We start from the raw sequence: 22503 nt of genomic DNA on the forward strand, positions 1-22503 counted from the left end.
TCAAACTCCGAATGCCATACAGATGATGACCAGGAGTCAGACTGCACGAGATAAGTTGGGTAGTCAAAAGGGAAAAAGCCCAGACCACCAGCTAAGGTCCCAAAGTGCGTGTTAAGTGGAAAAGGATGTGGGATTTCGAAAACAACTAGGATGTTGGCTTAGAAGCAGCCATACATTAAAAGAGTGCGTAATAGCTCACTAGTCGAGAGGTCCTGCGCCGAAAATGTCCGGGGCTAAAACACGACACCGAAGCTGTGGAATTGCATTTATGCAATTGGTAGAGGAGCATTCTTAACTGCGACGAAGCGGTACCGTAAGGAGCCGTGGAGTGTTAAGAAGAGAGAATGCCGGAATGAGTAGCGAGATAGAAGTGAGAATCTTCTAGGCCGAATATCCAAGGTTTCCAGAGTAAAGCTGATCTGCTCTGGGTAAGTCGGGACCTAAGGCGAGGTCGAAAGACGTAGTCGATGGACAACAGGTTGAAATTCCTGTACCTTATATAAACAGAACTGTGGGGACGCAGAGAGAAAGCCAGAGCCGGGAATGGAAAGACCGGTGCAAGCGGGATAGTAGTGTGGCAGGCAAATCCGTCATACAATACGAAGACGTGACGCGGACCGAAACTATAAGTAGGGAAGCTGGTGAGCGAACTGCCAAGAAAAGCCGCTATTGTTTTATATAAGCCCGTACCGTAAACCGACACAGGTGGATGAGGAGAGAATCCTAAGGCCGACGGGAGAAGCATTGTTAAGGAACTCGGCAAAATAACCCCGTAACTTCGGGAGAAGGGGTGCCTGTAGCAATACAGGCCGCAGAGAATTGGCCCAAGCAACTGTTTAGCAAAAACACAGGTCTATGCAAAACCGAAAGGTGAAGTATATGGGCTGACGCCTGCCCGGTGCTGGAAGGTTAAGGGGAGATGTTAGGAGCAATCCGAAGCGTTGAACTTAAGCCCCAGTAAACGGCGGCCGTAACTATAACGGTCCTAAGGTAGCGAAATTCCTTGTCGGGTAAGTTCCGACCCGCACGAAAGGCGTAATGATTTGGGCACTGTCTCGACAATGCACCCGGTGAAATTGAAATACCAGTGAAGATGCTGGTTACCTGCGCCAGGACGGAAAGACCCCATGGAGCTTTACTCTAGCTTGATACTGGGATTCGGTATTGCATGCACAGGATAGGTGGGAGGCTATGAAACTATGACCCCGGTCGTAGTGGAGCCGCTGTTGGGATACCACCCTTGCAGTATTGGATTTCTAACATGTGCCCGTGATCCGGGCAGTGGACAATGTCAGGTGGGGAGTTTGACTGGGGCGGTCGCCTCCGAAAGGGTATCGGAGGCGCTCAAAGGTCTTCTCAGAATGGTTGGAAACCATTCGCAGAGTGCAAAGGCAGAAGAAGGCTTGACTGCGACACCGACGGGTGGAGCAGGTACGAAAGTAGGACTTAGTGATCCGGTGGTATAAAGTGGGATTGCCATCGCTCAACGGATAAAAGCTACCCTGGGGATAACAGGCTTATCACTCCCAAGAGTTCACATCGACGGAGTGGTTTGGCACCTCGATGTCGGCTCATCGCATCCTGGGGCTGTAGTAGGTCCCAAGGGTTGGGCTGTTCGCCCATTAAAGCGGTACGCGAGCTGGGTTCAGAACGTCGTGAGACAGTTCGGTCCCTATCCGGCGCGGGCGTAGGATATTTGAGAGGAGCTGACCTTAGTACGAGAGGACCGGGTTGGACTGACCTCTGGTGGATCGGTTGTCATACCAATGGCATGGCCGAGTAGCCAAGTCGGGAAGGGATAAACGCTGAAGGCATCTAAGCGTGAAGCCCCCCTCAAGATAAGATATCCCATGCGAAAGCAGTAAGACCCCTTGAAGACGACAAGGTGGATAGGTTAGAGGTGGAAGTGTGGTAACACATGCAGCTGACTAATACTAATAGGTCGAGGGCTTGACCAAAGAATAGGTTGTTCTTTAGAATATCCTATAGGGTATTTGTTCATGAATACCAAATTTCTCTGGAGTTGGAAGATTTGAATTGAATCGGAAAATTCTAAACTTGTTGAAGATATTATCAGATGTAGTTATTCCTCGATAGCTCAATGGTAGAGCACACGGCTGTTAACCGTGGGGTTGTTGGTTCGAGCCCAACTCGGGGAGCTGATACTCTAAGAAACATAAAGAGTATTAATAAGATAAATAAGTGATTGACAAAGTACAAGTAATATGTTATAATTGATGTTATGGCTCCATGGTCAAGCGGTTAAGACACCGCCCTTTCACGGCGGTAACAGGGGTTCAAATCCCCTTGGAGTCATTTTTTATTATTCAGATTCGTCCGATTATAACTTGCCGACGTGGCTCAATTGGCAGAGCAGCTGACTTGTAATCAGCAGGTTATCGGTTCGAGTCCGATCGTCGGCTTTTGGACCTTTAGCTCAGTTGGTTAGAGCAACCGGCTCATAACCGGTCGGTCCGGGGTTCAAGTCCCTGAAGGTCCATTAAAAATGTATATGGCCTAGTGGCTCAGTTGGTTAGAGCGCCGCCCTGTCACGGCGGAGGTCGAGGGTTCGAGTCCCTTCTGGGTCGTTTCTTTATTTATAAAGAAGCACAACTTAATTATCCCTTGGGATCTTAGCTCAGCTGGGAGAGCATCTGCCTTACAAGCAGAGGGTCATAGGTTCGAGCCCTATAGGTCCCATTGAATCTTTGATTCAATATTGAACGAATTGTTCAAATGCCGGCGTGGCGGAACTGGCAGACGCACAGGACTTAAAATCCTGCGGGACTAATCTCCCGTACCGGTTCGATTCCGGTCGCCGGCATTATAAAAACAAGTAAGTCAATATAAATCAGTTGTACGTGCGTTTAGCTCAGCTGGATAGAGCGTCTGGCTACGGACCAGAAGGTCGGGGGTTCGAATCCTCTAACGCACATTGTATGAAAAAGATTAAGACTTAAATACACTTGTATTTAAGCCTTTTTTGATGGAATATCAAGATTCTTATTAGGCTCCATGGTCAAGCGGTTAAGACACCGCCCTTTCACGGCGGTAACAGGGGTTCAAATCCCCTTGGAGTCATCTTAAGTTATTTACCTTGATTGGTAATGAATGGATTAGATAATAATATAAGCTAAGACTTGAATATCATTGATGTTTAGGTCTTTTTTTTATGTTTGAAAAAGTTAAAGGTAAAATTCTTTTTGTACATAGTACTGGGGTAAAGCTTTCAGCTAATTAAGTGCTAATACTAAGTGCAGGCTTATATATGCATAGTAAGTAAGGTAGCCATAAATTATATAATTGCAAAATAACAACATATTTGTAAGAGTACTTAGATATTAATATGTCAAATAGGGATATATAATTCAGATTAAGATATGGAAAAAATATGGTAGCACGTTATGATATAAACTATAGGATGCAAATTTCAGGCTTAATATTTATTAACATGGTTAGTTAATTATAGCTAATTAGTTAATTATATCTAGCTAGTTAATTATATCTAGTTAGTTAATTAAATCTGGTTAGTTAATTGTATCTGGTTAGCTAATTATATCTAGTTACTAATTATATCTGGGTGGCTAAATAAATCTAGTTAGTTAATTATCTGGTTAGTTAATTATCTGGTTAGCTAAATTATCTAGTTAGCTAATTATAGACTTAGTAAATTATATTTAGTTAATTACAGGTTTAGCTAATTACATGCTAAGTTATTTACTAACTTAGTAAAGTACTTGGCTGGAGTTCGCTGGAGAATTTGTATCGTTATGAATAGAAACAGAGAGGGGGAAACAGTAGTACTGATTGAGGCAGGACAAAAATGGGGTAACATTGTTTTAGTACAATAAGTTAAAACTATATAAAATGGAGAGGTAATTACAATGGGTAATAAAAGTTTGTTTCAAAGAAGGAAATGGTATGTCTATGTTTTTACAGCAGTATTGGTATTTTGTAGTTCAGGATATTTAGTTTATGCAAGTACTGCTTCAAGTGCCATACCATACAATAAACTAAGTGCCACACCATACAATAAACTAAGTGCCACACCAAACGATACACCAAGTGACATACCAAGCAATACACCAAGCAATACACAAAGCAATACACCAGCCAATAACTTAAACAATATACCAGAAAATACGACACCGAAAGAAGCAGATAAGGCAGAGACGGCTGCCAAGGATTCTTATACTTATGATAGTATTTGTACCTTATACGCAGAAAATGCTGTCTTACAATACGGAGCGGCAGCATTTGCAGTGGATGATAAATCATCAGGTAAAAGAATCACAGTGGTTGGTGTTGGTACGGATAATGTACCGGATCGGGAAAATGGAACAGCCGTGTTTACTGATATTAATGTAGATGAAGCCGGACTTTACTGGATGGACATTTATTATATGGCAGATAATGACGACCGATACTTTGATTTAAGTATTAATGGTATAAATCAAGTGGTCCATTGTCCGGCCAGCGGCCCCTGGTATACGCTGGGAACCTATCGGATTCCAGTACAGTTACAGGCTGGCAGCAATGAACTTGCTTTTAGTTGTAAAGGCTGGTATGCCCCTAATCTTTATAAAATTCAAATATGGAGTAATAAAATAAATATCGAGGCAGAAGAGGCAGAGCTTACCTCGGGTGCCGCTGCCTATGAGGTGACCGATACTAGCGGGAAGAAGATTACTATAATCAGCGTTGGTACGGATGCACAACCGGACCGGGAAAACGGAACTGCGAAGTTTTCAGATATAGAAGTTTCTGAGTCTGGAACTTACGAGCTAACGCTTTATTTTCTCGCGGATAACGACCAGCGTTACTTTGATATGTATGTAAATGGTGAATACCAAAAGGTAAATTGTCCGGCCAGCGGGCAATGGTATACTGTGGGTACCCACACGATAGACGTTACCTTACAAAAAGGCAGCAATGAACTTATCTTTAATTGCAGTTCCTGGTATGCACCTAATCTTGATAAAATAGTACTGACTAAAAGTAAAAAGGAAGAAAACAGCCTGAATTTAAAGCGAATTAAGTTGGAGGCCGAAGAGGCAGTTTTATCAGGAGGTGCATATGCAGATAATAATTCGCAGTTATGTTCCGGTTCCGGTAAAGTAAATAATCTTGGAGGAACCGGTTCGGCAACCTTTGAGAACATTACAGTACCTGAGGGTGGAAATTATGCTCTGGTTATTGATTATTGTACGGCAGTAGACAGGACATTTGAGATTAGTATTAATCAGAACCCCAGATATGTATCCTTTACCAGTTCGGGTAATTGGGATGAACCAAACAGCCAAGTAATAGTAGTAGAACTTCAGGCAGGGACGAATACAATATCCTTTGCTAACAGCAGAGGGAGTGCACCAAATTTGGATAAGATTGAACTATATCCTTGCGAGTATTTTAACGGCAGGAATTTAGAGCTGATTTATGATACGGTTAATGGTGTATATTCTGTAAATAATCAGGATAGATGTATTATTCAGGACGCTTATGCTCAGGTTAAAGTGAATGAGGTTGATTATAATACCAATAACTATTCCTTAAGAGACATAGAGTCGGAAGAAATAAGCAATAATTTTGGATCTGGTATCCGAGTTACAGTTACGAGTACGGAAAGTACACTTCCAAGTATGGTACAGGAATTTGAACTGTTTCAGGATCAGGAATATCTATTGACAAAAGTATCGGTACTTGAAACCAATAATAGTGGAATAGCAACCAATTTTATCTCCCCCCTTACAACTTCCGGTATGGGAAGTGTGGAAAACCGTATTGACGGTTCGGATTATTTTTTAGAGGTACCTTTTGATAATGATGGATGGATTACCTATGATACCAAAGGAATTAATTCATCAGGAGAAAGCCATGAAGTAACGGCGCTTTTTGATAAGGTAAGCGGTGCTGGACTTGTTATTGGTTCAATCACTCATGATACCTGGAAAACAGGAATCCGCTTTAAAGGATCAGGAAACCAGATAAATAAACTAGAGGTTTTTGGAGGGGCAAATACCAGATTAACAAGGGATAAATCCCCTCACGGAACGGTCTCCGGCAGTCGAGTTGAATCGCCGCTTATTTTTGTGGGAGCCTATAATAAGTGGCAGACTGGTCTTGATGATTACGGCATAGCCAACACCAGGATTATTCCAATGAAAGAAGCCTATACAGATAAAGTCCCTTTTGGCTGGAATAGCTGGGGAGCGGTACAAACAGATATTAACCTTGATACAGCCAAAGGTATCTCAGATTATGTTAAGGAGAATTTACAAAGCGCCTGGACTCAGTCACCAGAAGATGTAGTATATATAAACCTGGATTCTTACTGGGATAATATGACGGACAGTGAGTTAAAAGAGTTTGTAGAGCACTGCAAAGCGAATGGGCAGAAAGCAGGTATCTATTGGACTCCTTTCGTTGCATGGCACAGCCCTGAGAATTTAGAGACTAGTTATGTAGAAAATACTAATAATGAATATACGATTGCAGATATTGTGCTTCGAAAAGAAAATGGTGAAATGTACGGCAATGATTTGGCAGGTGCTTTTCCTATTGATGTTACTCACCCGGGAAGTAAACTTAGAATGGATTATTTTATCGACCGATTTAAAGAAGCGGGCTTTTCCTATATTAAACTGGACTTTTTGACTCACGGAGCATTAGAAGGCAAGCACTATGACCATTCGGTACAGACCGGAATGCAGGCCTATAACCAGGCAATGCAGTATATAAAAGACAGAATTGATGGAACCATGTTCATTAATATGTCCATTGCTCCTACCTTCCCCTACCAGTATGCAGACGGTAAAAGAATTGCCTGTGATGCTTATTATAGCATTGCTAATACCGAATATACACTAAACAGTTTAACCTACGGTTTCTGGCAGAAGCAGCTGTACCGTTATCCTGACCCTGATAATATTGTAGTTTGGGGGAAAGACGGAAAAGCAGGAATAGAAGAAGCAAGAAGCCGGGTGATTTCCGGTGTTCTCTTAGGAACCAGCTTTCTTGCGGGAGATAATTTTATTAATCCGGTAGGAAATAGGATTGAGGCTGATAGCCGTTTTAAAACACTTTTAACGAATGAGGATTTAATCAGAACAGCCAAGATTGGCAAAATATTCAGACCACTCAGTGTTAATCCGACTAATAAAGCAGCCAATATATTTGTTATGGAGGATGAAGGAAATACCTACCTGGCGGTATTAAATTACAGCTCGATAGAAACTACATTTACACTTAGTCTGTCCGATTATATGAAACCAGGCAAAAATTATCAGATAAAAGGGGCATGGAGCGGGATAACAAATGAGGTAAATGGGAATAGTTTTAACTTGATATTGAAGGGAAAGGACTCTGAATTGTTTATCTTGAGTGAAAGGTAAAATTGATGGAGATGACAGAAATCAACGGGTGATAAAAAGAAAGAGTAAATTGAAAACCGAATTAAGCAATAAACCGAATTAAGCAATAAACCGAATTAAGCAATGAATTGAATTGAGTAATAAACCGAATTAAGCAATGAATTGAATTGAGTAATAAACCGAATTAAGCAATAAACCGAATTAAGTAATAAATTGAATTAAGTAATAAACCGAATTGAGTAAAGTAATAATTAAGAATTCAAACTTCGCAGTTATTTTTGTCTTGGTATACTTGATAAAATCAGCAAGATAGGTGATTAAGAAAGCATTGATTATGCTATGTTTCATAAGCTTAGGATTCTGAGCCTGGAATTCACTAATGATTTTTTCAGGTGGTAAAGCAAGACCCAAAAAGCACAAACTCCTCGCTATGCTCGTCAAACAGTGTGCATTTTGAGCCTAAACCACCTGAAAAAGTCATAAGTGAATGATCAGACTCAGAATAAAGCGCTTATGAAACATAGCATAATCATGCTTTCAATTTAGCTTTAGGGCTGATTTTATCAAGTGTTTTTATGTTTATTAACTGTGAAGTTTGAGACAGGCTCAGCTTTTTCAAGAAAGATCTATTACTTATGGCAGACCAGTATAAGGGACTGGGCGGGTTCCAGCTTTACCGTGAATTCATTGCCGCTGTAGCTATGGGAACCATCCAGGGAATTAAAAACCGGATTCTTTGGTAAATTACCTAACCGGGAAGCAGAGATGGGTATAGACTGTTCCTCCCTGGTATAATTAAATACTGCCAGATAAAATCGGTTTCCGTCATCCCGAACAAACATACGGCTGGCCCGGTCTGCAGTGGCAGTTTCTACCGGTATAAAGGTGGTTCCGGTTTTAGCAATCTCTAAAAGCTTTGGATTTAATAATTTTTCTGTGCGTAAAGCAGCCTCCGGGTTACGGTAATCATCGCTTAAGAGCAGTACGGTACCGGCAATAACGGAAGCATTTAACCTTGACTGTGCTTCATAATAATCGGAAACAGGACGGTCCACACTTTTATAAAGACAAGTATGGTCAGGGTCATTGTAGGCGTAAATACGGTTATTCTGCCAAAAACCGTAAGTCAGAGAGTTAAGCATATATTCCGTATCTTCGATCTGGCCAAATACATCGCAGGATATACGGCGGGCATGGGCAAACTGATAAGGGAAAATCGGTGCAATGGAAAAATCAATAAAGAATGGTCTTCCAATATCTTCAGGTTTTAAAAAACTGCACATATGTTCAAGACCATAGCAATAGGCCTGAATACCGGTAGTTATATCTCTTACGTAATGTACGGATTCACAAGCACCATGGGACATAAAATCTACTTTTAAATAATCAAAACCCATTTCCACGCAGTAATGCATCATGGCTTTTACACGCATTAAATTACCTGGATGGGTGGGATCGATGGGATATCCACCTGCAATGGGAGGCAATATATTACCGGAGGAATCCCTGGCTACGATATCGCGGTATGTAAACTTTTCATCGGTATTTTCTACATATCGGTCGAAATTATCAGACCAGCAGACAAAGGGAGTATAATAAATTCCGGCTTTCTGACCACGGCTATGGGCAAGTGAAATGGCAGCTTTCATCTCTTCTTTGCTTAGGTTAGTCCAAAAGGAATCAAAATTAATATAGACTGTATTATCATTGATAAAACCCCGGTCTTTTAGTCCGTCCAAAGTTTCACTGGCTTTTCGAAATACCTCATAATTAATCCCAGTGGTGACGCAGGCCCAACTGTTCCAGCCAAAGGGTACGCCCAGATTCCAGGTAAGTTTCGGGCAGAAAACCGCGTTGGCATCACCATATTCCATAAGCCCTTGACGGAAATCCTCGTAATACCCAGTAAAGATAAGGGGTGAACGGACAATCTTACCTCTCACCGGTCCATGAGGCATTGCCTCATCTCTGGTGTCTGGAGTTGCCACACCACCAAAAACCGTAAAATTACTAAGTGTACCGAAACCTCCATGAGTACTAATTCCGGTTTTCCAAAGGTCATGGGAGATGGAACCAATTACATAGCCGTTGCGGGATTCATCATCATATACTGCACTTAATTCATAACTATGACCGCATTCCTGGAGCTCCTGGGCTTTATAGCGAATCCACTTATCATTGTCATAGGGGACATAAAGCAGTCTGGGGCGTTTTGCAGCCTTTAAAGGGAAAACCTGACCGCTTAAAACCATGGGAGCCATATAATCGCTTTGGATGTAATCCTGGGATACCAACTCACATTGTACCAGCATAAAAGCTTTATCCGGAATCATTCGAAAGGTCTGCCGTACCTTAAGTTCACCCCAGGACCGTTCCACCGCTGCGAATATCCCCCCTCCAAAACCATCCTTTCTTTCTTCCAGATAAATCGTGGCTGTGGAATTGGAAAAGTCTTTATGGGTATAAATCTTACCTCGATATCGGACTGAAAAACCTGCATCACCGGTTGTAGAATCCAGAGCATCAAAACACATGCGGTAAATGCATTTCTTAATATCATAGGTAAATTGAATTTTACCAGAGTCAAGGTATAGATATTCTTCCGTCTGACTAATGGTACAGTTACCAACTTGGTTCATGTAGTTCACCTCTTCTTTTATTCATAGTGAGTATAAAATATTCCTTTCATTTTTGGATGTCAATATTACTATAAGAAACATGTAAAAATGAAATAAAAATGTGGGTTAACGACATGAAAAAACATTGTAAGGATTTAATGATTGTTGAAATGCTATATAATACACGGAAATTATTATATTTTATCGTGAAATATGATGTTATAATCGATATTGCAAAGCAGAAAGGTTAATACAAAATCGATATTGCAAAGCAGAAAGGTTAATACAAATTAACAATGGAGGAAACAGTATGCGAAACAAAGTATCAATGGCAGCAGTTACTATGCCAATGGACAATAAATGGAATCGACTGCAAAAAAGCTGGAAACATCATAAGTTTATATATATTATAATGCTGCCAGCTATTCTTTGGGCAGTTATTTTTTGCTACGCACCGTTATACGGGCTTTATATGGCATTTGTAAATTATGTACCGCAGCCCCATTTTTTTACCTCCTTATTCAATCAGGAGTTTGTGGGATTATCATGGTTTCAATATTTTTTTGAAACTGGAGATTTCCTGCGTATTATGCGAAATACTCTGGCAACCAGCTTTATCACACTATTAATCAGCTTTCCGGCACCTATCCTTTTAGCTCTTTTGTTTAATGAGTGCAGGGCTGCGGGGCTAAAGCGTGCAGTGCAGACCGCTTCTTATCTTCCCTTTTTCATATCCTGGGTTATCTGTGCCAACATATTCTTAACGATTATGTCCAGTGATGGTGTAATTAATCAGCTCCTTGAAGGGTTAGGTATCATAAAAGAGCCTATTTTGTTTTTCCAGAAGGGGAAACTATTCTGGGTTTTGTTAGGTATAGCAAATGCTTGGAAAGGTATGGGTTATAACGCTATTATCTATCTTGCGGCGATTGCATCCATCGATCCCGAAATCTATGATGCAGCTGCTATTGACGGTGCCGGCAGGTTCCAGAGAATCCGATACATAACATATCCCAGTATTATGCCAACAGTATCCGTTATGTTTGTACTGGCGGTGGGCGGTCTGTTAAATGCCGGTTTTGAACAGCAGTTATTACTAAGTAACAGCACAATTATGGAATATTCAGATGTTATTGATACTTATTCCTACCGGTATGGTTTCGGCAGCGGTATGTACTCCTATAGTACTGCGGTTGGCTTGTTTAAATCTGTGGTCAATTTTGCATTGGTGTTAACAGCCAATAATTTTGTGAGCAAAATAAGAGGAAGGACTTTGGTTTAAGAAAGGCGGATGGAAATGATAAAATCAATTAAAAAATTTTTGGGACTAAGAGGCTCTGCTTCTACCGTTATATTTGACCTTATTGTTTACATACTATTGATTCTTGTTTTTATTGTATGTTTATATCCGTTCTGGAATATATTCGTTATTTCTGTCAATGATGCGCAGGATACCCTAAAAGGCGGTTTATATTTCTGGCCCCGGATCTTTACGCTGGATAGTTATAAGATGGTATTTCGAAACAGTGAAATTCTCCATGCAGCTTTTATATCGGCGTCCAGAACCGTCATTGGAACCCTGTTCTCTTTGACCTTTACAACTTTATTAGCATATGCCATGAGTAAAAAGGACTTATTCGGCGGCAGGATCATTAGTATCTTCTTTATATTTACCATGTATTTCGGAGGCGGACTGGTGCCGTATTATATGATTTTAAAATCGTTTCATTTAATTGACACCTTTATGGTTTATATTATACCGGGTGCCATAGGTGTATATAACATGATTTTGATCCGTATCTATATTGAATCCCTTCCGGCAGAGTTAGAAGAGTCTGCATATTTGGACGGAGCAGGGGAGAGTATTGTTTTTGTCCGTATAATCCTTCCGCTGATTAAACCGGTATTAGCCACCATAACTCTGTTTACAGCAGTGGGACAGTGGAGTTCCTGGTTTGACACCAATTTATATACCTATAAGAACTCCTTAAAGACCCTGCAATTTGTTCTGGTACAGATCTTAAATAATTATGATCTGGGAACTAGTAAAAGCTCTACCCAAATCTTGCAGGAGGTAGCCAAAATGACTACAGCGTCCAGCGATTCCATAAGAATGGCCACGGCCATGGTTGCCACGATACCCATACTAATTGTATATCCCTTTCTGCAAAAATATTTTGTTAAGGGTATGATGATAGGAGCGGTAAAAGGCTGACCCTGCCCATTTGTGAAAGGCTTTGTGGTCTAAGGCTCAAAACTCAGGGGAGAACTTCATTAGAGAGACAGCTCTTAGTTTAGAATTCAGAAAATACCATGGGATTTTATATTAGGAGCAGGGTTTGGTCCAAGGGTTAAAAAACAGCTGTGGAGGATTTCGCTTTAGGTACAGCTCTTTCATTTCAGATTCTCTAAATCTGTCCGGGCAGCAGGTATGTAGATAAAGATTGATAGCGTAACGGAATAAATATATCCGTTTTGACTAATAGAAAAAAGAATGAATGGAGGATAAGGTATGAAAAAGAAGAAAGGTGTTTCGATTCTTCTGGTTATGGTACTGTCAGGAATGTTATTAGCCGGCTGCACCCAAAAGAATACAGAGGGGGATAAATCAGCCTTGGCACCGGTTACAACAAAGGATGCAGACCAGGAAAACAGCAGTAAGGCAGAAGGGGAGCCGCTGGTATTAACTGCTTTTTTTAAAACAGAACTGCCCTGGGATACGGCAGTGGCAGAGGAAATTACCAAAAGAACAGGTGTTAAACTGGAGTTTGTATCCGTTGCAGGGGATCCCGCGGAGAAACTTAATTTGATGATGGTATCAGATTCGGTTCCGGATCTTATTACCATTGACCGAGGTGCGGCTGCCAACGATCAGTATATTACCAATAAAAAAGTAATTCCCCTGGATGATCTGATTGCTCAATATGGGCCGGATGTGGCTTCCCAGTTGGGTAATACCATGGCTAAAATTAAAAATAAAGATGATGGAAAAATCTATGGAATACCATCCTGGTTCCAGGACAAGATTGCACCTTCGGCTGTATTTGGCTTCAACATCCGTATGAATTATGTAAAGGAATTAGGTTATTATGATACATATGTTAACAAAGGTTATTTTACAAAGGATGAATTCGTCAGCTTATTAAAGGACTGGAAAGCAAAATACCCTACCGTAGACGGTAATAATTCGATTGCCATGGCCTTTAATTCAGAGAATGAAGGTGATTATACCTATACCTTTAAAGGAATGTATGGAATTAATTCCTTTTATAATAAGGATGGGGTACTCTATGATAACATGCGTAATCCACGTCTGAGGGAAATGTATTTGTTTATAAATGAACTATATTTAGATGGTTTACTGGATAAAGACTGGCCGGTTACCAAAAAGGCCTTATATGATGAGAAAATCAGCAATGGGTATGTTTTAAGTTCACCGGCGGCTTATTGGAATATTCCAAACACGGTTTTAGGTACAGATAAAGACGGCAACAAAACTCCGGATAATATGATGTATCCATTTTTGGTTGCCGCAGACGGAGTAAAACCAGAGGAAACCACCTACGGACCTTCCAGCGTACTGGGTTGGTCATATACCTATATTTCCAGTTCCAATAAGCATCCGGAAGAGACCATGAAGTTTATGAACTTCTTAATGAGCGAGGAAGGACAATACTTAACCCAATGGGGTCGGGAAGGTGTAATCTGGGATAAGCAAGATGGTAAACGTGTAATTAAAGACGAAGTACTAGCAGATATGAAAAAGGATATGACTTCCGTACTGGATAAGGAAGGTATCCGTAAGTATGAAATCCTGTTTAAATCCGGTATTGCCAAGGATGGTCAGCCCTATGATATTTATAACGGCTATAATCAAATCACCGGTGAAGTTGATCCGGTTACAGCCTTTGCCAACCAATATCTTGGAAAGACTGCTTACGATACAACACTTTATGATGACCTGGGTCCGGACGCCGGCACCACCGAAGCATTGGTAAAAACCAAGATTGATGATCTGATGAAATCTACGGTGCCCAAAATTATACTGGCTGAGAGTAAAGAAGAAGCCGGCAAGATTTATGACCAGATGGTAAAAGATGCGGAGAATGCAGGGCTGTCTAAAATTGAGAAGATTAGTAATGAAAAATACAAAAAACGGCTGGAAATCTGGGGGGATGTCCGTTAGTAACGTTGTGGAGTGTGTAGGGATATGATATTATTAATTTAACCTTACGGTAAACACCGTAGAATATTAGGTAAGCCTCTTCGGAGGCTTTGCCTGCGTGGCGGGTTGTCCCTAGGCGGGTTAACTCTCTAGGAGATTAGCGTACAGATAACAGGGACTGTTGTAGAATTCATAGGTAGATATCTTGGGATAGAAAAAGAACCATGAACCTCAAGTTTTATCACTTTACAATTTTGCAGCAGCCCCTTGTAGCTGTTTCTATATCTGCAACGCATTGGGGAAGATTAATTTATGATATCCAAGATTATTAATGTGAGAGTGGGGATAATCAGTATGGTAAAACTGGCAATTGTAGAAGACGAAAAAATATTGCTTGATGATTTGGAGAATAATATTGATTGGGAAGCAATGGAGGTAACCGTGGCGTTTACGGAGAGAAACGGCATTCATGCGTTACGGCGGATAAAGAGAGAACCGGTGGATATAGTCATCACAGATATCCGCATGCCTGTGATGAACGGAATTGAAATGGCTCAGGAGCTTCATAAACTGGACAGTAACATACAGATTATATTCCTTACGGGTTTCGATGATGTGGAATATATGAAATCAGCTATTCAGTTAAACATAGTATCCTATATCTCAAAACCATTCCGGGAGGAGGAACTGCAGGCAGCAGTACAAACGGCATTAAACCGTATCAGCCTGCTCCAGAATGCTGTGATCGGCAAGCAGAACCGACTGGAAAAAGCATTGTCCGAACTGATTTTTTCTGGCAATCAAAGTGGTAATCTGTTCCAGGGTGACTTTACTATGATGCTTGCCTGTATAAGCCGGTTTAATGCAATCTACAACGCAAGATCGGCAGCTGAGGTAAATTGGCTGGTAGAAGATATAAAGGAACGAATACAATATTTTTTATCCTGCAGAGTTGAAAAATATGTGGTTTTATATCTTTCCAAAGGACATTATCTTATATTGACAGATGCGGGATATGATTTTAAGAATCTGCAAAGTGCAGATTATACCGAATTAAATGATACTCTCGAAAATTCCATACATATTGATTTACATTATCAGGATATATGCAGTAAAGTAACAGCAGATCAGTTTCAAAAAGCATATCAGGATATAATGAAAGTATACGAAAATAGTTTTTACACATTAAGTAGAAGGAATCTGGTAAGAGACGCTGCAGTTGTAGTAAAAAAGCAGTTAATGTCCGGAATTATATCCATGGAGCAGAACAAATGCCAGCAAATCCTGGAAAGGTATTTTAATGCCCTGGCGGTAGAAAAGCCTTCTAAAGATACCATAAAGGCAGAGTGTTATGAAATCTGCAATAAAATATATGAGTTGTTTTTTGCTGCTTCCAAGGAAATAGAAGCAGTAGTAAGGGAAAAGCGGGATATATTAAAAGCGCTGGAGGAGTATGATAATATCGAACAGATTGAAAAGTATATCAGTACCCTTTTACGGAATGCGTTCCATTACAAACAAAATCTGGAGTCCGGCACAGACAATGATGTACAGATGGTAAACCGTGTGATACTTTATATTAATAAAAATTATGATAAACCGATTTCCGCAGAAAATCTGGTGGAACAATTCTACTTTGCCTCTAATACCATTCGGTCTATTTTTAAAAGACAGACTGGAAAAACTATTCATGAATACCTGACAGAGACAAGGATGGAGCGGGCAAGAGTTTTATTGGAAAATGGTTCTTTAAAAATCAAAGAAATATCGGAACGGGTAGGATATGATAGTGTATCTTATTTTTGCATGCGCTTTTCCCGTAATTTCGGCGTCTCTCCCCTTAGTTACCGCAAAAAAATTGTCTGCCTGAAGGAGCAGGAAAACAGTGAATATGAAACGAATCAGATTTAATAAACTCCATTTTCATACCAGACTGATTCTGGTTATGTCGGTTACAGTAGTGATTATGTTTGGATGTATTTCATCATTTTATATTGTAAAAATCCGGAATCAACTAAGAAAACAGGTCCTGCAGGAAATCGAGGTTACTACGAACCAGTTACAGACAGAACTTAATACTAAAATCCGGAACATATCCAGCATAACCGATATGCTCTATACCAATAGCGATTTAAACCGGAGATTGACAATGGAGTATAAAAAGCCGCTGGAATATTGGGAGTTTTATAACTATCTGACACAGTACAGCTCCGAGATTATGATGACGGATAGAAATATTACACTCATCACTTTTTTTACTGCGAATCCTACATTGCTGCCGGATAAAAAGAATGTCCGGCTATACCAGGAAATCAAGGAAAGCAGCGTATATCAGGATATTGTGAAAAAAGGCGGAAGCTGTTCTTTTTATATGATGCGGGATGTATTTTCAAAAAATTATTTTAAGTATAACAGTGTATCCGATCCCAGGAATATCTGTCTGTTTCGGTATTTAAAATATAATAGTTCCTATTATATTATGGCGGTAGAGATATCAAAAGACATGTTTGCCGGCAGTTTTAAAAATGAGCGGAATAAAGAGATGTATGTTTTGGATGGCAGTGATAACATCCTTATGCATTATAAAAACGGAAAAAATGTCTGGTCTGAAAAGGATGAATTGTCCCAACTTAATAACCAGCAGGGAAAAGTTAATTCCACCTGTATCCTGAATAATCAGTGGAAGATTATCGTATCCACCGATACAAAAACTATGTTTCTTACAATTAACAGGACCATCTATGAGATGTTATACGCCGGGGTATTAATTATTTTAGGAGCTCTTTTTATTACTATATTAATCATTAGAAAAATGTCCTCTAGAATTATGGAACTGAATCAGATGATCCGTGAAGTCCATCAAAGCTATGACGATATGGATTTTGTAAAAGAGGAGATGGACCAGGATGAAATCGGGATAGTTATTCTATCTTTTAAGCGTTTGATGGAGCGGGTGCAATATTTGATGAAAGAAGTATATGAAAAGGAAATCAAAACCCAGAGTATTGAGTTAGAATTACTGCATTCACAGATTAAACCTCATTTTTTATATAACACCTTATCCTCAATTTCATCTTTAGCCAGAAAATATCATGACAGGCAGCTTTTAGAGATGATAAGTTCTTTATCGGACTTATACCGTATTTCACTCAATAGAGGCAAAAATCTAATAACATTAGAATTGGAAATTCAAATCACACGCTGTTATATCTATATTATGGAAAATCGGTTTAAGGATTTCATCCATATCAGTATGGACATTGAACCCGATACCCTGGAGGGAATTATACCCAAAGTTATTTTTCAGCCCTTTGTAGAAAATGCCATTAATCATGCCATGAAACCGGAACAGATTTTAAATATCCATATTTCTTCAAAACGGGAAGGGGACAACCTGATCCTAATGGTAAAAGATGATGGCGTCGGTATGGATTTGGAAAAACAAGAGTCAATCTTTCATGATATGGAAGGAAGGACGGGATTTGGAATACGGAATGTACATCAGCGGATTAAAATAACCTATGGAGATGAATATGGAGTGAAAATGGTGAGTACAGAAGGTGCCGGGACCACAGTAATGATTCGTATGCCATATTGTCAATCGGGATACGGCAACAATTGAGCGATAAGATCAAACCCATACTTATTATTTTTTTAAAGTTGACCTGCAGCGGGTATATTAAAATAAGTTTATAAACATAATAAGTTTATTAACAAATGCTCCAACTATTTACGCACTTTATTATTTGTGTTAGAATAAAAAAAATGCTAGTTCGTTATTAATTTACAAAATAGTATTTTTGTAATATGATTTTTTGCCAACTAATAATAATTTGTGTCAGATAGGAGGCATACATGACAAAGAATGAATTTATAGACGGCTTAAGAGTTGCCTTAAAGGGAGAAATACCTGATACGGAAGTAACAAGCAATATTCTTTTTTATGAAGATTATATAAAGAGTAAAAGCAGTACGAACCAGGAAGAAGAGGTTATATTTCAACTAGGGGATCCAAGATTAATAGCAAAAACCATTATAGAAACTTATCAGATCAGTCATGGTCCATTATATGGCAGTGCTAAACAGGAAGGCACATATCAGGATACCCAGAACGGTGGCAGCACTTCATATAAGGAATACCAAAACAATTATGAGGATGGAGCCGGTGACTTTAACAGAAAATTTAGGATTAATCCAGGTACTTCGTTAACCTGGTATCAAAAGTTAATCTTTACCATGGTTGCTATCCTGGTGATTGTTTTATTCTTTATTATCGGCGGCATCTTGTTACGGTTGTTTTTTACCGTTGGCTTACCCATCCTGGTTATATATCTAGGTTATAGGCTGATAATTAATAACTACAGACGGTAATTATCAGGTCTTTTCCTATGTTTACAGTTACTTGCCTATAGGAGCTTATAATTCTTAATTTATCAATAGAAGTAGATTACAATGAAGAAAGCACCCTAAGATTGTTGAAGTGTATCGAAATCTTATGGGTGTTTTTATGTACTTTCATATAAAATACATAAAATAATTATGTCTGTGTTAAATATAAGTTGGTTTTATGTATTGATACAAAGTGAAACGCCCGCGAGGGGGAGCCAGGCGGGCGTTTCGATGAGGGGAGTATAAATAATTAATAAGGGGTTATATAGTGTGTTAGGAGAATCACGAATGAATCTCTTTAACACAATTACATTATAATACATTAAGAGATATAATGCAATAAAAAAGATGAAATTTTATAAAAAATTTTTATGAATTTTTATAGCAAACATGTAAGCGGTATTTTGGAGTTTTATTACTGAAATATAGAAATAATTGATAATGTTTTTTTCCTATTATTTAGAAGTTTTAATTAATGTTGGGTGTATATTTTAATATAAAGATGCTCATAATATCCTATGTAATCTAAATTATAGATTTTCAGGAGGTTAATTATAATGGAAAATAACTCTAAAGACACGACATCAAGAAATTCAAGCACAAGCAACACATCAAGAAACGCAAACACTTCTAACTCTACAGGAAGTAAAAACTCAACTGGCTCACAAAATTATACGACTGGAACTTCAAGAAATTCTAATTCAAGAAATACCAGTACCAATAATTATCGTGATTCAAACGAAAGATAGTTTAATGTACGGACATTTGTAGTAAAAAAGTCTTCATCAGCTTTGATGGAGACTTTTTTATGATGGAGAGCATTCCATTAAGCCATATGCACATTTATATTTCATAAAGAATATGATAATAATGAATTGAAGGTGATTTTATGGCTTTTGAAACAATACGTGCAAAGGATATAGAGTATTATATTGGCCAATATTATGTATTGATTATTGATTTAAGAGAACCAGAAGAATATCAAATGGGGCATATACCAACTGCTGTAAATATTCCATATTTGGATTTTGAAACGATTAAGAGTGACTTACCTTCAGACCGTTTATTAATATTATATTGTGATAGAGGCAATTTAAGCTTATTATTGGCACGGGAACTCAGTAATGACGGATATCAGGTAAAAAATATTTATGGTGGAATTCATGCCTATAGAGGACAGTTGGCTAAATAATTATGGTAGGATACGAAGGTAGTTTTGAGTGCTTTGGTTACTCTAATTAAAACATATATCATATAAAAACTAGCATTGGTTTTTTATGATAGAAAATAGTAAGGGGTTGACATTTGCAAAGAGTCAACCCTTATGTTATAATCTATTGTCAGTGAATTAACCTCAGGCAGCAGTGAGACCGAGGTTTAAACGGCATATAAAAGTGAGATTCAGTTAACAAATCGGTACGCGTAGATTACGCAGATGGGAGCACAAAAGGATGAGCCAGTATGAGTATTTGGCGCCATGCCATTTCGGCTTGGAAAGTGTTTTAAAGAAAGAGATAGATGATTTAGGATATGAAATAAAACAGGTGGAAGACGGAAGAGTTATATTTACCGGTGACGAATCGGCGGTAAGCAGGGCTAATATATTTTTAAGAACCACGGAGCGTATTTTATTAAAGGTGGATAAGTTTAGGGCAGAATCTTTTGAGGAATTATTTGAAAAGACTAAGGCAATTCCCTGGGAAAATTATATTCCTGCCAACGGTAAGTTCTGGGTAGCGAAAGCCACCTCCATAAAAAGTAAATTATTCAGTCCCTCCGATATCCAGTCCATTATGAAAAAGGCTATCGTAGAACGACTTAAAAAAGTATATAAAATTGAATGGTTTCCGGAAGACGGCAATGAATTCCCTATCCGGGTTACCTTTATGAAAGATGAAATAACCATTGGAATAGATACTTCCGGTGAATCTCTTCATAAACGCGGATATCGTAAGCTTGCAAGTAAAGCTCCAATTACGGAGACCCTGGCTGCAGCCTTAATACTGCTGACACCCTGGAATAAAGACAGGATTCTCATAGACCCTTTCTGCGGCAGCGGTACAATACCAATTGAAGCTGCTATGATAGGAGCTAATATAGCACCTGGTATGAACCGTTCCTTCCTGTCCGAAAACTGGAGTGGGTTAATTCCTAAAAAAGCCTGGTACTCTGCTATTGAAGAAGCAAATGATGTGAGGAGAACTGCTGTGGATATGACGATCCAGGGCTATGACCTGGACGGCGAAATAGTAAAAGCAGCCAGACAAAATGCGGCTTTGGCAGAAGTGGATCAATATATTCATTTTCAGCAGAGGTCGGTAAGCGATTTAAGCCATAACAAAAAATATGGCTTTATAATAACAAATCCCCCGTATGGTGAGCGACTAGAGGAAAAAGAAGCTCTGCCGGGATTATATAAAGAGATAGGCAGAACATTTAATGCACTGGATGCCTGGTCTTATTTTATTATCACCAGTTATGAGGATGCTCAGAAATATATCGGAAGAAAAGCAGATAAAAACCGTAAAATTTATAATGGTATGCTTAAGACGTATTTCTATCAATTTATGGGTCCAAGACCACCGAAAAGAGATACCAAGGATAATTTTCCTCAGAATAATAATACAATATCATAGATAAGTAAGAAATAAACACCTCATACATCTAAAAAGAATGCTTTAATAAAATGTTTGATAAGTAATCATTTTATTAAAGCATTCTTCTATAGATGTATTTTATTTATACAAAGTCAAGAAGGTGTTTATTACAAATGTTTGCCTTTATACTTTAGATTATTCACAAATACGAGTAGGGCGTTCTTTAGTAAATCTAGAGTTGTTTCATAATCCAGGTCTGAATATCCTTCATAATTTCATCTGCATTAAGTTCCTGAAGCAATTCATGTCTGCATTCTGGATACAGCTTACCGGTAACACGGTTATAACCCCACTTATTATATAAAGAAAGCATATGTTTTACTTCTTTGCCATTACCCCCCACAGGATCACAACCGCCGGAAATAACCAGGATGGGCAGGGAATTTCGTGTCTTTTTCATCAGCGAAGTGTTTGAAGCATTCGATACTAACATTAACAGGTCATGATAAAAGCTTATCGTACAGATATAGCCGCAGTAAGGATCATGTATATAGGCGCCGACAGACGGGTTGTTTCTTGAAAGCCAGTCAAAGGAAGTACGGGTAATCAGGCTTGAATAGGATTTCCCGCCAAACATCATCGTATTAAGGAAGGGTGACCGGTGGGTAGGTCCATAGAGAAATTGGATCATTGCAGCAAGTGCCTTTCCAGGTCTGGTTTTAAGCCTGGAAGGATGAGTGGTTCCACACAAGATAACACCATCCATACCATCGTACTGCTGTATAACATTACGGGCAATTAGGGAACCCATGCTGTGTCCCATCAGGATCAGTTTATTGCTCCGCTTATTCTGATTGACATGCTGTAGGATTAAAAGAGCGTCTTCAACAACTTTTTTATAACCTTTCGATTCACTAAAGTATCCTAATTCTTTCATAAGTTTATCCGTACCATGTCCCCGGTGGTCATATAGGTAAACGTCAATATCATTGGCGTTTAAAAATTTGACAAAGGGATAATAGCGTTTATGGTGTTCGGCCATTCCATGTAAAATTACAATACTTGCTTTTGGTTCCGCTGCACTGAAAAAATGATACAAAATGGACTTATATCCATCTTTTTGTACAATCAGTTCTGCATTTGAATCCATACTAGAACCCCTTTCCTGCCCCATTGATCAATCGTTGATTGATATATGATATAATATGATATATGCGGTATATGGAAGAACAATACTACTTTGCTTCTATTATACCAAAAACATGTAAAATATGCAAATTTATTCCATTAAATGCCATAAAAATCATCATTCCTAATACCTGATAATATAAGAAGAGGAAACCATGGATAAAATTTTTGTAATA

Annotated in this window: 11 protein-coding genes, 9 tRNA genes and 1 rRNA gene (1 of these 21 running past the window's edge); 19 read left to right on the plus strand and 2 right to left on the minus strand. The window is 39.0% G+C overall.

Going from position 1 to position 22503, the window contains the following annotated elements; all coding sequences use genetic code 11:
- The 11 genes from QA584_RS02240 to QA584_RS02290 all read left to right on the plus strand — a co-directional run.
- A 23S ribosomal RNA gene (locus QA584_RS02240) occupies positions 1-1958 on the plus strand; it begins 956 nt to the left of the window's first position.
- 129 nt (positions 1959-2087) lie between these two features.
- Positions 2088-2159, plus strand: a tRNA-Asn gene (locus tag QA584_RS02245).
- Positions 2160-2244: 85 nt separating this feature from the next.
- Positions 2245-2316: transfer RNA gene (locus tag QA584_RS02250), tRNA-Glu, on the plus strand.
- Between the two features lie 34 nt (positions 2317-2350).
- Positions 2351-2423 (plus strand) — tRNA-Thr (locus tag QA584_RS02255).
- Between the two features lie 3 nt (positions 2424-2426).
- Positions 2427-2500 (plus strand) — tRNA-Ile (locus QA584_RS02260).
- Positions 2501-2514: 14 nt separating this feature from the next.
- Positions 2515-2588, plus strand: a tRNA-Asp gene (locus QA584_RS02265).
- A 39-nt stretch (positions 2589-2627) separates the two neighbouring features.
- Positions 2628-2700: transfer RNA gene (locus QA584_RS02270), tRNA-Val, on the plus strand.
- Between the two features lie 38 nt (positions 2701-2738).
- Positions 2739-2824: transfer RNA gene (locus QA584_RS02275), tRNA-Leu, on the plus strand.
- Between the two features lie 37 nt (positions 2825-2861).
- A tRNA-Arg gene (locus QA584_RS02280) sits at positions 2862-2935 on the plus strand.
- 74 nt (positions 2936-3009) lie between these two features.
- A tRNA-Glu gene (locus QA584_RS02285) sits at positions 3010-3081 on the plus strand.
- Between the two features lie 803 nt (positions 3082-3884).
- Positions 3885-7391, plus strand: a complete 3507-nt coding sequence (locus tag QA584_RS02290) for a CBM35 domain-containing protein (RefSeq protein WP_278272893.1) — start codon at positions 3885-3887, stop codon at positions 7389-7391.
- Positions 7392-7999: 608 nt separating this feature from the next.
- Here QA584_RS02290 and QA584_RS02295 read toward each other — a convergent pair.
- Positions 8000-10009, minus strand: coding sequence for a hypothetical protein (locus tag QA584_RS02295; RefSeq protein WP_278272894.1), 2010 nt, complete (start codon positions 10007-10009; stop codon positions 8000-8002).
- Between the two features lie 289 nt (positions 10010-10298).
- Between QA584_RS02295 and QA584_RS02300 the strand changes: the two genes are divergently transcribed.
- The 8 genes from QA584_RS02300 to QA584_RS02335 all read left to right on the plus strand — a co-directional run bounded on the left by QA584_RS02300 (position 10299) and on the right by QA584_RS02335 (position 21178).
- The gene (locus QA584_RS02300; RefSeq protein ID WP_278272895.1) at positions 10299-11270 is read left to right on the plus strand and encodes an ABC transporter permease; all 972 of its coding nucleotides are present in this window, start codon (positions 10299-10301) and stop codon (positions 11268-11270) included.
- A gap of 15 nt (positions 11271-11285) precedes the next feature.
- Positions 11286-12203, plus strand: coding sequence for a carbohydrate ABC transporter permease (locus QA584_RS02305; RefSeq protein WP_278272896.1), 918 nt, complete (start codon positions 11286-11288; stop codon positions 12201-12203).
- A gap of 297 nt (positions 12204-12500) precedes the next feature.
- Positions 12501-14174: an extracellular solute-binding protein gene (locus tag QA584_RS02310; RefSeq protein WP_278272897.1), complete on the plus strand. Its 1674-nt coding sequence runs from the start codon at positions 12501-12503 to the stop codon at positions 14172-14174.
- A gap of 291 nt (positions 14175-14465) precedes the next feature.
- Positions 14466-16064 carry a response regulator transcription factor gene (locus QA584_RS02315; protein WP_278272898.1) on the plus strand — a complete coding sequence of 533 codons (1599 nt, stop codon included), beginning with the start codon at positions 14466-14468 and terminating at the stop codon, positions 16062-16064.
- Entirely contained in the window at positions 16045-17775 is a 1731-nt protein-coding gene (locus QA584_RS02320) for a sensor histidine kinase (RefSeq protein ID WP_278272899.1), read from the plus strand. Before QA584_RS02315 ends, QA584_RS02320 begins: the two co-directional genes overlap by 20 nt.
- A 233-nt stretch (positions 17776-18008) precedes the next feature.
- Positions 18009-18524: an HAAS signaling domain-containing protein gene (locus tag QA584_RS02325; protein WP_278272900.1), complete on the plus strand. Its 516-nt coding sequence runs from the start codon at positions 18009-18011 to the stop codon at positions 18522-18524.
- A 907-nt stretch (positions 18525-19431) separates the two neighbouring features.
- A complete protein-coding gene (locus QA584_RS02330) occupies positions 19432-19734 on the plus strand; it encodes a rhodanese-like domain-containing protein (RefSeq protein WP_278272901.1) in 303 nt (100 codons plus the stop codon).
- Positions 19735-19993: 259 nt separating this feature from the next.
- Positions 19994-21178, plus strand: coding sequence for a THUMP domain-containing class I SAM-dependent RNA methyltransferase (locus tag QA584_RS02335; RefSeq protein ID WP_278272902.1), 1185 nt, complete (start codon positions 19994-19996; stop codon positions 21176-21178).
- 193 nt (positions 21179-21371) lie between these two features.
- Here the strand turns inward: QA584_RS02335 and QA584_RS02340 are convergent, their stop codons facing one another.
- Positions 21372-22289, minus strand: a complete 918-nt coding sequence (locus QA584_RS02340) for an alpha/beta fold hydrolase (protein ID WP_278272903.1) — start codon at positions 22287-22289, stop codon at positions 21372-21374.
- Positions 22290-22503: the final 214 nt, after the last annotated feature.

Source organism: Anaerocolumna sp. AGMB13025 (assembly GCF_029689925.1).
Classification (GTDB): Bacteria; Bacillota; Clostridia; order Lachnospirales; family Lachnospiraceae; genus Anaerocolumna.